This is a genomic window from Pseudoalteromonas sp. ASV78, from assembly GCF_047806705.1.
Taxonomy (GTDB): domain Bacteria; phylum Pseudomonadota; class Gammaproteobacteria; order Enterobacterales; family Alteromonadaceae; genus Pseudoalteromonas; species Pseudoalteromonas prydzensis_A.
Map to the genome: position 1 here is coordinate 3,130,822 of NZ_JBLOPA010000001.1, position 12,639 is coordinate 3,143,460.

A 12,639-nucleotide genomic window follows, 5' to 3' on the forward strand; every position below is an offset into this window, starting at 1 on the left:
ATTGTAAGCATACCCAGAGCGTTAAAACTGCAATGTCGTTGCTATTGTTTCGCACAATGGCAACAAAACACGAATTTTCACAAACTAACTGCGTTTTTATTTTTTACTTACCAAAATAAATTTAATTTTCCCTTACAATTCAGATTGTTAATCTATGAAAAATATTTAGCTTTTATCAGTTAAAATATCTGTTCAGTTGCGGTTAGGGAGGTCGTCTTTGAAAAAGCCGCTATTATCAGCATTATTTCTTGAGTTGTGTCATTTTTATAATTCTTAACCATTTGATTTATATGAGCTTATAAATTAACGCGTAAAGTGTGTTGTTAAACTGCAACAGAATATTCCTTCTAAATTCCTCGAAAACATCAAAATATAATGTAACAGTATGATTTTTAATGGTAATAAATTGTTGGCATCGAAGTTGTAATACTCTAGTTGTCTTGAACGAAACGGTGATTATCACTTAAGTTCACCACCATAAACTTTGAAGGAATATTTATTATGAACACATTAAATAAAACATTAGCACTTATCGCATTGGCATCTTCTTCTGCAGCATTTGCTGGTACTGACTTTGATACATTAGATGTTGATGGCAATGGCGCAATTAGCCAGCAAGAAGCATCTGTTGATGCAGCTCTTTCGGCTAAATTTACTGAACTTGATACTGACCAAAATGGTGAGTTATCAAAAGAAGAATTTTCAAAAGCGTAATTTCAGTTTCCACAAACAGGGATCTCTGAAAAGGATTTCTCTCATTTTAAATTATTAGGAATAACACTATGAAACATATTAATACAGCACTTGCAATTTTTGCCCTTGCGGCTTCATCAACTGCGTTTGCAGCAGTTAGTTTTGATACTTTTGATACCAATGGCGATGGCGTGATCAGCCAAAAAGAAGCATCAGTGAATGCACAGCTAGTTGAAATATTTGCTGATTTAGATACGGATAGCAACGGTGAATTATCAAAAGAAGAGTTTGCCAAAGTACAATAAACGGATAGCAATAATACTCCTCCACAAAAAAGCAGCTTAATTAAGCTGCTTTTTTTGGTTAACTTGACTGTGGCTGGTTATAAACTGTAGTCAAACTGCAGTGACAATTTTCGCGGGCTGCCGTAGCGATACTGGTTGTAAAAACCGATTTGGCTGTAATACGTTTTATCAAATAAGTTATCGACATTTAAGCTCACGGCCATTTGCTGATTAATCTGATAGCTTGCCATTAAACTGGCTACACCATAAGCTTTTTGTGCAACTTCAACCGTGCCAAATACGGGGTTTTTTACCTCATCGTAGCTGCGACTTTGCCAGCGATAACCACCGCCGATTGTTACTCCCTGTAAGCTATCGCTTAATTGATAACTGGTGAATAATTTAAACTGATCTTTTGGATTGGTGGTATTTAAAGGTGTGCCATCGGGTTGCTCACCTTCACTGTGGGTATAACCGAAATAAGCATTCCAAGCATCGCTTAATGCGCCATTGAGCTCGAACTCAAAGCCTTCAGTAACCGTGCCGTCAATCGGTTGGTAAATTGCCTGTAAAGTATCTGCAATGGTTTCACCAGTATATTCCCCCCAGTTATCTTGATGGATTTCAAAACCAGACAATGACAGCTCTAAGCGCTCATTTAGCAGTGAAGCCTTGATCCCCACTTCATAATTTTTACCTTGAATTGGCGCTAAGTAATTGCCATTTTCGTCAACACGGCTTTGTGGTGTGAATATATCAGTGTAATTGCCGTACAGCGCCCAACTCTGATTAATCGCATACGTGGTGCCGAAGTAATTAGTCAGTTCATTATCTAATTCATAATCATGCACGCTACCAAAGTTATCTTGCGCCGTTTGCCATTGGTTTAAGCGGCTACCTAAAATAACCGATAAATCATTGGTTAAGTTAAGCTGAGTGGCAAAGTAAAGGGCACTTTGCTGCGTGGTACCATATGAGCCAAAGGCTGGCGTGGCTTGCCAGTTAGGTTTTGGATAGTCGTAATTTGCTGCGCTAAAGTCACCAATAACAGTGGCTTGTTGTTGCGCAGCAAAATAGGGCGTTGAGAAATCTTGCTGTTGATCATTGTATCCAAAAAGCACTTGGTGGTTTTGCCCAAACCAATTAAATTGGCCTGTTAACTCTATTTCATAGGTGCGTTGTATGCGTTTAGCGTCAATATAGTTTAACGAGCCAGGCACCATGCCGATATTTGTTTGTGAGTCAGGGTTACCAGTAGCCCAAAATACATCGTAATCTAAGTCGTTATTACCATAGATGTAGCTTGCACTTAGCTGCCAATTAGGATTGAAGTAGTGCTCAATCTTCATAAAGCTATTTAATGCTTTAGTTTTGGATGATGACCAACTTGGCGCGGTAGATGCCTCTCTGGCGTAGTTGGTGCGGCTGCCATCACTATAAAAAATAGGTAATCCGCCAGACATAGTGCCTTTTGGAGTGGTTGTTTGCGTATCAAGGGCGAAAGTAAATAGGGTATTATCGGTTAAATCTGCTTCAATAATGCCATATAAAGTACTGCGACTTTGCGAGAAACGATCTTGGTATGACTGTTGATCTTGGTAGGCGGCCACGGCACGACCACGCACACTTTCGCTGTTATTTAAGCTGCCGGATACATCAATTACGCCGCGATAATTTTGCCAAGATCCCACTGATGCACTGAATTTCACTTGGTTTTGTACGGTTGGGCGCTTGCGTATTAAATTAATTGCCGCGGAGGGGTTACCTGCACCAAGCATTAACCCTGTGGCACCACGAACAATTTCAATCCGCTCATAAATCGCGGTATCTGTTAAGTTATCGCCGTAATTAAATCGGGTATCATAGGTTGTTGCTATGCCATCATATAAAATACTGGTAACGCTAATCCCCCGGGCTGAAATTGAATATTTACCGTTGTCGGCTTCTCGAGCGTTGATGCCCGTTACGCTGGTGATGGCTTCAATAGCGCTATTTAATTGTTGATCGGCCATAAATTCACTGGTGATCGCGATAACCGATTGCGGAGTTTGTAGGTGAGACAAATCTAGTCCCGTAGCTGAGCTCATTGAGCTGACCTTATAGCCGCTATTTTGCTCGCCAACAATGGTGAGTTTTTCAATGTCCGTTTTTGCTTCGGCATGTGCATTAGCCGAGAGTCCACATAAAAGAATACTAATAACGCTGCAATATGTAGCAGAAAGAGGCGTGTTTAAAGCTGGGTGCATCATCTGAGGAAATCCATTTAATGTTAAATAAGGTGAAATTAACTTTTCACAGAAAGAGTTGCTGCTTGATTATCAAACAGCAGCAGGGTAATGGATTTGGGTACGGAAGTAAATGCTTTTGAGATTGATTTTCATTTGCATGTTTGGGGTGGGAATTCACCTTTCGATACTTTAACCTTGTTCCGAAAGGTGAGTAGTGACTTTTATAAAAAGATAGCGCTAACTTGGAATAGTTTTTCAACGACATTAATATGTTTTTTATCGATCAAAAACATAATAACGTGGTCGCCCGAGTGAATAACCGTATCATCGTGAGCAATGAGTACATCATCGTTACGAACAATCGCGCCAATCGTGGTACCTGCAGGCAGCTTAATATCAGCAATTGCCCGGCCGACAACTTTAGAGGTGTGTTCGTCGCCATGGGCCACCGCTTCAATGGCTTCTGCTGCGCCTTTACGCAATGAATACACATTAACAATATCGCCACGGCGAACATGTGTTAACAAGGCTGAAATGGTCGCTTGTTGTGGTGAAATCGCAATATCAATTTCGCCACCTTGCACTAAATCTACGTACGCACCGCGCTGAATAAGTACCATGGTTTTTTGCGCACCCATGCGTTTAGCAAGCATGGCTGACATAATATTAGCTTCATCGTCATTGGTTACCGCGATGAATACATCAACTTGCTCGATGTGTTCTTCTGATAACAACTCCTGATCTGACGCATCACCACAAAATACTACTGTGTTATCAAGTACTTCTGATAATTGTTCGGCACGTTCTTTATTACGTTCAAGTAATTTTACACTGTGGTTTCTCTCAAGGGAGCGAGCAAGCCCAGCACCGATGTTACCGCCACCTGCAATCATAATTTTTTTGTATGAACGTTCTAGTTTTTGTAGTTCGTTCATTACAGCGCGAATATGTTTGGTGGCCGCAAGGAAAAATACTTCATCATCTGCTTCAATGACTGTGGTACCTAGCGGCTTGATGGCTTTACCTTGGCGATAAATCGCAGCAACGCGGGTTTCAACGTTGGGGATATGCTCTTTTAATGCGGATAGTGCATAACCTACCAGTAAGCCGCCGTAGTAGGCTTTAACGGCTACAAGCGAGAGCATACCATCACCGAATTCCAATACTTGTAATGCGCCGGGGTAATCAATCAAACGACGAATATACTTAGTCACTAATTGCTCTGGTGCAATGTAGTGATCAACAGGTAAATCATCGTTTTGAAAGAGCTTTTCGCGGTACTTTAAGTATTGCTCTGAGCGAATTCGGGCAATTTTAGTTGGTGTATTAAAAATACTATAAGCGACTTGGCAAGCGACCATGTTCACTTCATCTGAACTGGTCACTGCGATGATCATATCGGCGTCTTCCGCACCGGCGCGGCGTAATACATCAGGGTGAGCACTGTGGCCTGTGACCCCCTGTAGATCGTATTTATCTTGTAACTCACGTAATCGGTTGCCATCAATATCTACAACTGTGATTTCGTTTTGTTCACCTACCAGGTTTTCAGCGAGTGTACCGCCTACTTGCCCTGCACCGAGTATGATTATTTTCATGGTTTACTAAAAGCTTCTTATGAGTGTGTTTTTACAAGCTTGGCATAATAAAATCCGTCACTCTCGCCTGGCAGCAACTGCAGCCCAGGGTTGCTTGGGGTATCGTTATCATGAAGCGGAATATGTTCAACATCGTTATTATTTGCTAAAAACTTAGCTACTTGCAGCTGGTTTTCTTGCGGTAATACTGAGCAGGTTGCATAAATTAGCGTGCCGCCTGGTTTTAATAAAGGCCAAATGCTATTTAAAATATCGCCTTGTAATGTTGCCAGATCATTAATATCAGACGCACGACGTAACCATTTTATATCTGGATGACGACGAATTACACCCGTTGCCGAGCAGGGCACATCTAGTAATATACGGTCAAACTGACGCTCATCCCACCATTTATGTGGCTGTGACGCATCGGCACATTGTAAATCGGCACCTAAACCAATACGTACCAAGTTTTGCTTAACGCGTTCAAGGCGAGTGGCATCACTATCCAATGCCAGTACATCGGCATCTGCGAGCTCTAAAATATGACACGTTTTACCGCCAGGCGCTGCGCAGGCATCTAAAATATGCTCGTCGGCTTTTGGCTCTAAAAAGCGTGCTGCAAGTTGCGCTGCGGCATCTTGTACTGAACATGCGCCGCTGTCGAATTCTGGCAACGAGAATACATCACGTGGCTTATCTAATTTAATACCATCTGGAAAATCAGGGTTTAGTGTATGTTCAATGTCATTAGCCGTGAGCATTTCGCTATATTCAGCGGTGCTATATTGCGCCTGATTAACTCGCAACCACATGGGTGCTTGTTGCTGATTGGCTTCTAGCAGTGCTTGCCAAGAGTCAGGATAAGCGTCTGTTACTTGTTTGATAAACCAGTTTGGGTGGTTGTATAAACACACCGGTATTTGCTTGGCTTGTTCTTCTAGCTCTGCTTGTTGGCGTTGAAAACTACGTAAAATAGCGTTGATCAAACCTTTTAAACCCAACGCACGCAATTGTTCTAAGGCATTAACGGTTTCGCTAATGGCAGCATGCGGTGGAACCCGCATATGTTGTAGTTGGTAAATACCAACATATAGCAAAAACTGGAAAATACGGCGCTTGCCTTTAAGCGGTTGTTCAACTAAGTGTTGGCAATAGTTATCTAAACTTGGTAAATAACGCAATACGCCATAGCAAATTTGTTGCAAAAGGGCTTTATCTTTAGGCGATAAACCTTGGCTTGCAAACGGTAGCTCTTGATTGAGTGACGCGCCTTTATCAACTACGTTATATAAAGTTTCGGCGGCCAGCGCCCTGACATTACTCATTGTGTTCGCCTATTAGTGTGCCAGGGGTTACCCAGTCTGCTCGACCATTTAAAAAGTCAGTAATGGCCATTGGCTTTTTGCCTTGTGGCTGTAGTTGAGTGATATTCAGTGCATTAGTCCCGCAGGCAATCACAATACCGTGTTTATCACTTTGTAGCACAGTACCGGCATTACCTTGTTGTTCAACAACATTGGCTTGATAGATTTTAACCGTGTTGTCGCCCATTTGTGTAAAGCACACTGGCCAAGGATTGAATGAGCGGATATTACGCTCTATTTGCGCCGCGTCCATCGACCAATCAATATTTGCTTCGTCTTTCGATAGTTTTTTAGCGTAATTGGCAAGTTCGTCATTTTGTACTTGCGGGGTAATTTCGCCATTGGCTAGTTTAGCAATGGTGTCGATTAATGCACCCGGGCCTAAATCGGCAAGCTTAGTGTATAAACTAGCGCTGGTCTCAGCGGCATCAATAGGGCAGCGGCTGATGTGTAACATATCGCCAGTATCTAAGCCTTCATCCATTTGCATGATAGTGACGCCGGTCTCTTCATCGCCCGCCCAAATTGCGCGTTGAATCGGTGCAGCGCCACGCCAGCGTGGTAAAATTGAGCCATGTACATTTAAACAACCAAGCCGTGGCGCATCTAAAATAGCTTTAGGCAGTAACAGGCCATAGGCGACCACAATCATGATGTCGGCATTTAAGCTGCTCAATTCGCTAAGTGCGTCGTCGCTTTTTAATGATGCGGGTTGGAAAACGGGTAAATCGTGCTGTAAAGCAAGTTCTTTTACTTCACTGGCTTTGAGTTTTTTACCGCGCCCAGCGGGACGATCTGGTTGGCTGTAAACACCAACTATTTGATGCTCTGAATCAATTAGAGCCTGTAAATGGCGGGCAGCAAAATCGGGCGTACCGGCAAAAATAATGCGTAATGGTTGTGTCACTGAAATTCCTAATTATTACTAAGGTATTATTGCGCTGCTAACTTAGCTTCTTTTTCAAGCTTTTTACGGATACGTTGGCGCTTTAGTGGCGATAAATAATCGATAAATAATGTGCCTTTTAAGTGATCTAATTCGTGTTGAATACAAATCGCTAATAACTCATCGGCATCTAAGCTGAACTCTTCGCCCTGTTCGTTCAGTGCGGTCACAGTGACGGTTTCTGCACGGTCAACTTTTGCATAAGAGTGAGGTACCGATAAACAGCCTTCTTCACTTACGGTGTTACCATCTTGTTTAGTGATAGTAGGATTGATCAGTACTAATGGCTCATTACGTTCTTCAGAGACATCAATAACCACAATTCGTTGATGAATATCGACTTGTGTGGCAGCTAACCCAATGCCGTTTTCATCATACATAGTTTCCAGCATGTCTTTAACAATTTGGCGAACTTGATCGTCAACTTGAGTGACTTCTTTTGCTATAGTGCGTAAACGCTCATCTGGAAATCTTAAAACTTCTAACCTAGCCATAGTAACCTTTTTCACTTGTGCTTAATTTAGGGTATTGTATGCTCTTATTTTAGCCATTCGCGTTCACCTTTAACAGGTTTTGGTTGATAATAATGAAAAAACACCACAAGGAAGCTCAATGAAATACCCATTATTTGCGACAATGTTGGCATTAAGTGTAACTTTTCCATCGTTAGCTGATGTATTAACAATAAAAAAAGATGCGCCTAAACAATACGTTGTAAAAAAAGGCGATACATTATGGGATATTTCAGGAATTTATTTGCAAGAGCCGTGGCAATGGCCTGAACTTTGGCAAATGAACCCACAAATTAACAACCCGCACCTGATTTATCCGGGGGATGCGCTATCTTTGATCTATGATGAGCATGGCAATCCGCGTTTGGTGGTTAATTCTGGCTATAAAAAGCTTTCTCCACATGGTCGTATTACACCAAAAGGTAAAAATGCGATCCCTACGTTACCACTTGAATTATTGCGCCCTTACCTGACCTACGAGCAGGCAATTGATGCAAAAGAAATTGCAGAGAAACCGTATATTCTAGGTGCCAATGTTAATACTAAAATGAACACTGAAGGGCATATTGTTTACGTTAAAGGTGATTTAGAACTTCACGAGGCATACGCAATTTATCGTAAGGGCCAAGAGTTTATTGATCCAAAAACGAATGCAGTGCTCGCCAATAATACGCAGTTGGTGGCTGTGGGTCGCGTATTTAGAAAGGGTGACGTAGCTAATGGTGTGCCTGCTTCAGTTAAACTTGAACAGGTTAAGCAAGAAATTAAACCGGCCGATTTTTTAATGCCCGCAATGGATGGGCAGTTATTACCAGCCTATTTTAATATCCATCGTCCTGAGCAACGAGTAAACGGAACAATCATAGCATCAGTAAGTGGTTTGCGAGAATTCAGCACAATGGACATTGTAGTGCTAAACTTAGGGTCAGAGCAGGCAATTAAAGAAGGCCATATTTTAGATATTGAGCGTCAATCACCGACGGTTTTTGATGGTCGTAATGGTCCGCGTTATAAAGAAGATTCAAATAGCCTTGAAAAGTTAGTAACAAACGCCAACGAATTTTTTGGCGTTGAAGCAGATGAAGACACGCAAGTGTGGCATATGCCAAAAGAAAAGGTCGGTGAGTTAATGGTATTTAAAGTTTATAACAACGTTAGCTACGCTTTAATCGTAAAAAACCAGCACCCAATCCGAGTCGGTGATTTTGCAGTTATAAATTAATTCAGGTTTGAGTGCTCTAAGGAGGGAGCATGAAAGATTCATCGGGCAAGCTAAGCCATTGGCTTGCCTTTTATTTATGCAAAGGTTTAGGGGTGAAAACCCTACTTGCATTAGCGCAAAAGCAACCACTTGATACTCTATTTAAGTTGTCTCATAAGCAACTTATCGAATGTGGTTTAAGTCCGCAGGTAGCCAGTAATTTACTCGCCACAGATTGGCGGCAGGTTGACTATTACCAAACGCTAATTAACCAATCTCAGATAACCGCAATTGATTATTTTGATCCACTGTATCCGCCTTTACTGAAAGAAATTGCCGCCGCGCCCTTATTATTGTTCTGCCGTGGCAATGTGGAGTTACTACATTGCCCGCAAATTGCGATTGTTGGCAGTCGCAATGCGACGCCCATCGGGCTGGAAATTGCAGCTGAATTCGCTCATCAACTGACTCTAGCAGGGCTCACGGTTACTTCAGGAATGGCACTTGGTATCGATGGTGCCGCTCACAAGGGGGCGTTGGCAGGCAGTGGCAATACCATTGCTGTGTTAGGGACCGGTGTGGATGTTGATTATCCTAAACGGCATAAATTACTCACCGAGCAAGTTTGTGAGCGGGGGTTATTGGTGAGTGAGTTTTTGCCCGGCACGGCCGCAAATGCTAATAACTTTCCACGGCGCAACCGTATAATATCTGGTTTATCGCTTGGGGTATTAATTGTTGAGGCGCAAATCAAAAGTGGATCGCTTATCACTGTGCGCTATGCGTTGGAGCAAAATAAAGAAGTGTTTGCCGTACCTGGCTCAATAAAAAACCCACTCTCCGAAGCCAGTCACTTTTTAATTAAACAAGGAGCAAAGTTGGTGGAAAATGTCAGTGATATTCTCGATGAAGTGAGCTTTTTTTGTGAAAACAGTCTATATAATATAGAAGAGCTAACAGTTGATGAAGTTGACTGCCAAGTACTCAACAGTGTTGGTTATGAAGTGACAGCAGTCGATTTAATTGCTCAACGTAGTCAGTGGTCAATAGATAAAGTACAAGCTCGTTTGCTTGATCTTGAGCTAGAAGATCGGGTAGAACGTGTATTAGATGGCTATATTAGAATTCGATAAGCTTTAGTGTACTAGTTTGGAGGAAAGTAATATGTTCGATATCCTCATGTATTTGTTTGAAAACTATATTCACAGCGAAGCAGAAATCTTTGTTGAGCACAATGAACTGACTGACGAGTTATTACGGGCTGGCTTTAATAAGCCCGAAATATATAAAGCGCTTGATTGGCTTGAGCAGCTTGCTGACTTACAGCACAGTGATGAATTTCCTTACTTAAATGCCCATCCACAGCATGCAGTACGTATTTTTACTGACAGCGAATGCCAGATGCTCAGTACTGAGTGTCGCGGTTTTTTAATGTTTGTTGAGCAAGTTGGAGTGATCAATAGCGCCACCCGTGAGATGGTGATGGACCGTTTATCCGCGTTAGACAAGCCTTATATATCACTTGATGATCTTAAATGGGTCGTGCTAATGGTATTGTTTAATGTGCCAGGATCGGAGCAGGCTTACGCGCAAATGGAAGAGCTTATTTTTGATGAGCCAGCAGAGGTGCTACATTAAGCCTCTGCTGCGCTTGTATCTTTAATTAGTTTGGGTATATTAGGCGAAAATTAGCCAGCTGCTTAGGAAACACATGAGTAAAATCGACCAATCGCTTTTCTCTGCAAACCAACATGCCTTAGAAAAAGAATACGAAGTCTGCCCGCAATGTGGATCAGAGCTTGTAATTCGTAATAGTAAGTCAGGTCCTTTCCTTGGTTGTGCAAGTTACCCTAAATGTGACTTTATTCGCTCGCTTGCCCAGCATGATAATCACCAAATTAAAGTGCTAGAGGATAGCCCATGCCCAGAGTGCGGCAATCCATTAGTGGTTAAAAGTGGTCGTTATGGCATGTTTATCGGCTGTACGGATTATCCCAATTGTCACTATATTGCGCATGATGAGCCCGAGCCTAATGAAGAAGTCCTGCCTGCTTGCCCTAAATGTAAAAAAGGCCAGTTGGTCGCGCGTAGTAATAAATTTGGTAAAACCTTTTATTCATGCAACAGCTACCCAAGTTGCAAATATACGTTGAACTTTAAACCCATTGCACATACTTGCCCAGCATGTCAGTGGCCGGTGATGATGCAAAAGCAAATGACCAATCGTGTTGTGTTACAATGCCCGCAGAAAAGTTGTTCGCATAAACTCACTGTCGATCAATAATTACCCGCTTATTATTAGTATTGGAGATTTTTTGTGACTGATTCAACCTCAGTTCCTGTGACTGCCGTTGCTGCGTTAGAGCAAGGTGGCGTTATTGTTTATCCTACAGAAGCCGTTTATGGTTTAGGTTGCGACCCTGATAATCAACACGCGGTCGAGCGCTTGTTGGCAATAAAACAGCGCCCAGTAGAAAAAGGCCTGATTTTAATTGCTGATAACTACGGGCAATTATTAAAGTACGTTGATGACGCAAAAATTCCCATGGATAAGCGTGCCGATATTTTTTCGCAGTGGCCTGGCGCTATAACATGGGTGATGCCTGCCGCTAAAAACACGCCAAAATGGCTAACAGGCCAGTTTGATACAATTGCCGTACGAGTCACAAACCATCCAACGGTAAAGCAGTTATGCCAACAGTTTGGTAAACCGCTAGTATCTACCAGTGCGAATTTATCAGGGCAAGACACCGTGACCAGTATTACAATGGCGAAAACAGAGTTTGGCCAACAAGTGGCGTTTTATGTTGATGCAGCACTCGGTGGTAACACTCAGCCAAGCACCATTAAAGATGCCATGACAGGCAAAGTATTTAGAGGATAAACATGCACAGTAATTTACTAGAGCAAGTAAAAACCTACCTTATGGCCCTGCAAGATACAATTTGCCAAGGTTTAGAACAAGCCGACGGTCAAGCGCAATTTGTAGAAGACAATTGGCAACGTGCAGAGGGCGGTGGCGGTCGTACTCGAGTGATCCGTGATGGCAATGTAATAGAGCAAGGTGGGGTAAATTATTCTCATGTCTTTGGTGCCTCAATGCCAGCGTCGGCAACAGCGCATCGTCCTGAACTTGCCGGTCGTAGTTTTCATGCTTGCGGCGTATCTTTGGTGATCCATCCAAAAAACCCACATATTCCGACCAGCCATGCCAATGTACGCTTCTTCATTGCAGAAAAAGCAGGCGAAGAACCGATTTGGTGGTTTGGTGGTGGTTTTGACTTAACGCCATTTTATCCAGTGCTTGAAGATGTTCAACATTGGCATCAAGTCGCACATGAGCTATGCGCGCCGTTTGGCGACGAGGTTTACCCTAAATATAAAAAATGGTGTGACGAGTATTTTTACCTTAAACATCGCGATGAAACGCGCGGTGTCGGCGGTTTGTTCTTTGATGATTTGAATGAAGCCGGGTTTGAGCAAAGCTTTGCCTTTATGCAAGCAGTAGGTAATGGCTTTTTAGGTGCTTATTTACCTATTATTGAACGTAGAAAAGCAACCCCATTTACTGAGCAGCAACGAGACTTCCAACTTTATCGTCGTGGCCGTTATGTTGAGTTTAACTTAGTGTGGGATCGTGGCACTTTATTTGGCTTGCAAAGTGGCGGACGTACAGAATCAATATTAATGTCGATGCCGCCGCTAGCGCGTTGGGAATATAACTATACACCCGAAGAAGGCAGTGCTGAAAATAAGCTATACGCTGACTTTTTAAAACCAAGAGACTGGTTAGGGCTAGCATAGAAAGCAGTGTGCCAGTCAATATCTGCT

13 protein-coding genes are annotated in these 12,639 nt (G+C 42.5%); 8 read left to right on the forward strand and 5 right to left on the reverse strand.

Annotation, left to right across the window (positions count from 1 at the left end):
• The first annotated feature begins 501 nt into the window (after nucleotides 1-501).
• Nucleotides 502-714, forward strand: a complete 213-nt coding sequence (locus tag ACMVDV_RS14115) for a calmodulin (RefSeq protein WP_016710402.1) — start codon at nucleotides 502-504, stop codon at nucleotides 712-714.
• A 68-nt stretch (nucleotides 715-782) separates the two neighbouring features.
• Nucleotides 783-998, forward strand: coding sequence for an EF-hand domain-containing protein (locus ACMVDV_RS14120; protein WP_416158560.1), 216 nt, complete (start codon nucleotides 783-785; stop codon nucleotides 996-998).
• Nucleotides 999-1,075: 77 nt separating this feature from the next.
• Here ACMVDV_RS14120 and ACMVDV_RS14125 read toward each other — a convergent pair whose 3' ends face one another.
• The 5 genes from ACMVDV_RS14125 to def all read right to left on the reverse strand — a co-directional run bounded on the left by ACMVDV_RS14125 (nucleotide 1,076) and on the right by def (nucleotide 7,589).
• The gene (locus ACMVDV_RS14125) at nucleotides 1,076-3,226 is read right to left on the reverse strand and encodes a TonB-dependent siderophore receptor (protein ID WP_416158561.1); all 2,151 of its coding nucleotides are present in this window, start codon (nucleotides 3,224-3,226) and stop codon (nucleotides 1,076-1,078) included.
• A gap of 200 nt (nucleotides 3,227-3,426) precedes the next feature.
• Nucleotides 3,427-4,803 carry a Trk system potassium transporter TrkA gene (gene trkA, locus ACMVDV_RS14130; RefSeq protein ID WP_304178259.1) on the reverse strand — a complete coding sequence of 459 codons (1,377 nt, stop codon included), beginning with the start codon at nucleotides 4,801-4,803 and terminating at the stop codon, nucleotides 3,427-3,429.
• A 17-nt stretch (nucleotides 4,804-4,820) separates the two neighbouring features.
• Complete coding sequence (rsmB, locus tag ACMVDV_RS14135; RefSeq protein WP_304178261.1) at nucleotides 4,821-6,110, reverse strand: 16S rRNA (cytosine(967)-C(5))-methyltransferase RsmB; 1,290 nt, start codon at nucleotides 6,108-6,110, stop codon at nucleotides 4,821-4,823.
• Complete coding sequence (gene fmt / locus ACMVDV_RS14140) at nucleotides 6,103-7,056, reverse strand: methionyl-tRNA formyltransferase (protein ID WP_416158562.1); 954 nt, start codon at nucleotides 7,054-7,056, stop codon at nucleotides 6,103-6,105. The genes rsmB and fmt overlap by 8 nt, the downstream gene beginning before the upstream one ends.
• Before the next feature lie 26 nt (nucleotides 7,057-7,082).
• Nucleotides 7,083-7,589: a peptide deformylase gene (def, locus tag ACMVDV_RS14145; protein WP_304178264.1), complete on the reverse strand. Its 507-nt coding sequence runs from the start codon at nucleotides 7,587-7,589 to the stop codon at nucleotides 7,083-7,085.
• A gap of 118 nt (nucleotides 7,590-7,707) precedes the next feature.
• Between def and ACMVDV_RS14150 the strand changes: the two genes are divergently transcribed.
• The 6 genes from ACMVDV_RS14150 to hemF all read left to right on the forward strand — a co-directional run bounded on the left by ACMVDV_RS14150 (nucleotide 7,708) and on the right by hemF (nucleotide 12,612).
• Nucleotides 7,708-8,829: a LysM peptidoglycan-binding domain-containing protein gene (locus ACMVDV_RS14150; RefSeq protein ID WP_416158563.1), complete on the forward strand. Its 1,122-nt coding sequence runs from the start codon at nucleotides 7,708-7,710 to the stop codon at nucleotides 8,827-8,829.
• Between the two features lie 29 nt (nucleotides 8,830-8,858).
• On the forward strand, nucleotides 8,859-9,941 hold the full coding sequence (gene dprA / locus ACMVDV_RS14155; RefSeq protein WP_416158564.1) for a DNA-processing protein DprA: 1,083 nt from the start codon (nucleotides 8,859-8,861) through the stop codon (nucleotides 9,939-9,941).
• 31 nt (nucleotides 9,942-9,972) lie between these two features.
• Nucleotides 9,973-10,446: a DUF494 family protein gene (locus ACMVDV_RS14160; RefSeq protein WP_304178268.1), complete on the forward strand. Its 474-nt coding sequence runs from the start codon at nucleotides 9,973-9,975 to the stop codon at nucleotides 10,444-10,446.
• Between the two features lie 73 nt (nucleotides 10,447-10,519).
• Nucleotides 10,520-11,092: a type I DNA topoisomerase gene (locus ACMVDV_RS14165; RefSeq protein WP_304178270.1), complete on the forward strand. Its 573-nt coding sequence runs from the start codon at nucleotides 10,520-10,522 to the stop codon at nucleotides 11,090-11,092.
• A 33-nt stretch (nucleotides 11,093-11,125) separates the two neighbouring features.
• Nucleotides 11,126-11,692 (forward strand): L-threonylcarbamoyladenylate synthase, encoded by a 567-nt coding sequence (locus tag ACMVDV_RS14170; RefSeq protein ID WP_304178272.1) that lies wholly within the window; start codon nucleotides 11,126-11,128, stop codon nucleotides 11,690-11,692.
• A 2-nt stretch (nucleotides 11,693-11,694) separates the two neighbouring features.
• The gene (hemF, locus tag ACMVDV_RS14175; protein ID WP_304178274.1) at nucleotides 11,695-12,612 is read left to right on the forward strand and encodes an oxygen-dependent coproporphyrinogen oxidase; all 918 of its coding nucleotides are present in this window, start codon (nucleotides 11,695-11,697) and stop codon (nucleotides 12,610-12,612) included.
• Nucleotides 12,613-12,639: the final 27 nt, after the last annotated feature.

Coding starts and splice junctions, on each gene's coding strand:
- ACMVDV_RS14125 (WP_416158561.1), bottom strand. CDS start 3,226: ATGATGCACCCAGCTTTAAACACGCCTCTTTCTGCTACATATTGCAGC.
- trkA (WP_304178259.1), bottom strand. CDS start 4,803: ATGAAAATAATCATACTCGGTGCAGGGCAAGTAGGCGGTACACTCGCT.
- rsmB (WP_304178261.1), bottom strand. CDS start 6,110: ATGAGTAATGTCAGGGCGCTGGCCGCCGAAACTTTATATAACGTAGTT.
- ACMVDV_RS14115 (WP_016710402.1), top strand. CDS start 502: ATGAACACATTAAATAAAACATTAGCACTTATCGCATTGGCATCTTCT.
- ACMVDV_RS14150 (WP_416158563.1), top strand. CDS start 7,708: ATGAAATACCCATTATTTGCGACAATGTTGGCATTAAGTGTAACTTTT.
- ACMVDV_RS14120 (WP_416158560.1), top strand. CDS start 783: ATGAAACATATTAATACAGCACTTGCAATTTTTGCCCTTGCGGCTTCA.
- ACMVDV_RS14160 (WP_304178268.1), top strand. CDS start 9,973: ATGTTCGATATCCTCATGTATTTGTTTGAAAACTATATTCACAGCGAA.
- def (WP_304178264.1), bottom strand. CDS start 7,589: ATGGCTAGGTTAGAAGTTTTAAGATTTCCAGATGAGCGTTTACGCACT.
- ACMVDV_RS14165 (WP_304178270.1), top strand. CDS start 10,520: ATGAGTAAAATCGACCAATCGCTTTTCTCTGCAAACCAACATGCCTTA.
- dprA (WP_416158564.1), top strand. CDS start 8,859: ATGAAAGATTCATCGGGCAAGCTAAGCCATTGGCTTGCCTTTTATTTA.
- hemF (WP_304178274.1), top strand. CDS start 11,695: ATGCACAGTAATTTACTAGAGCAAGTAAAAACCTACCTTATGGCCCTG.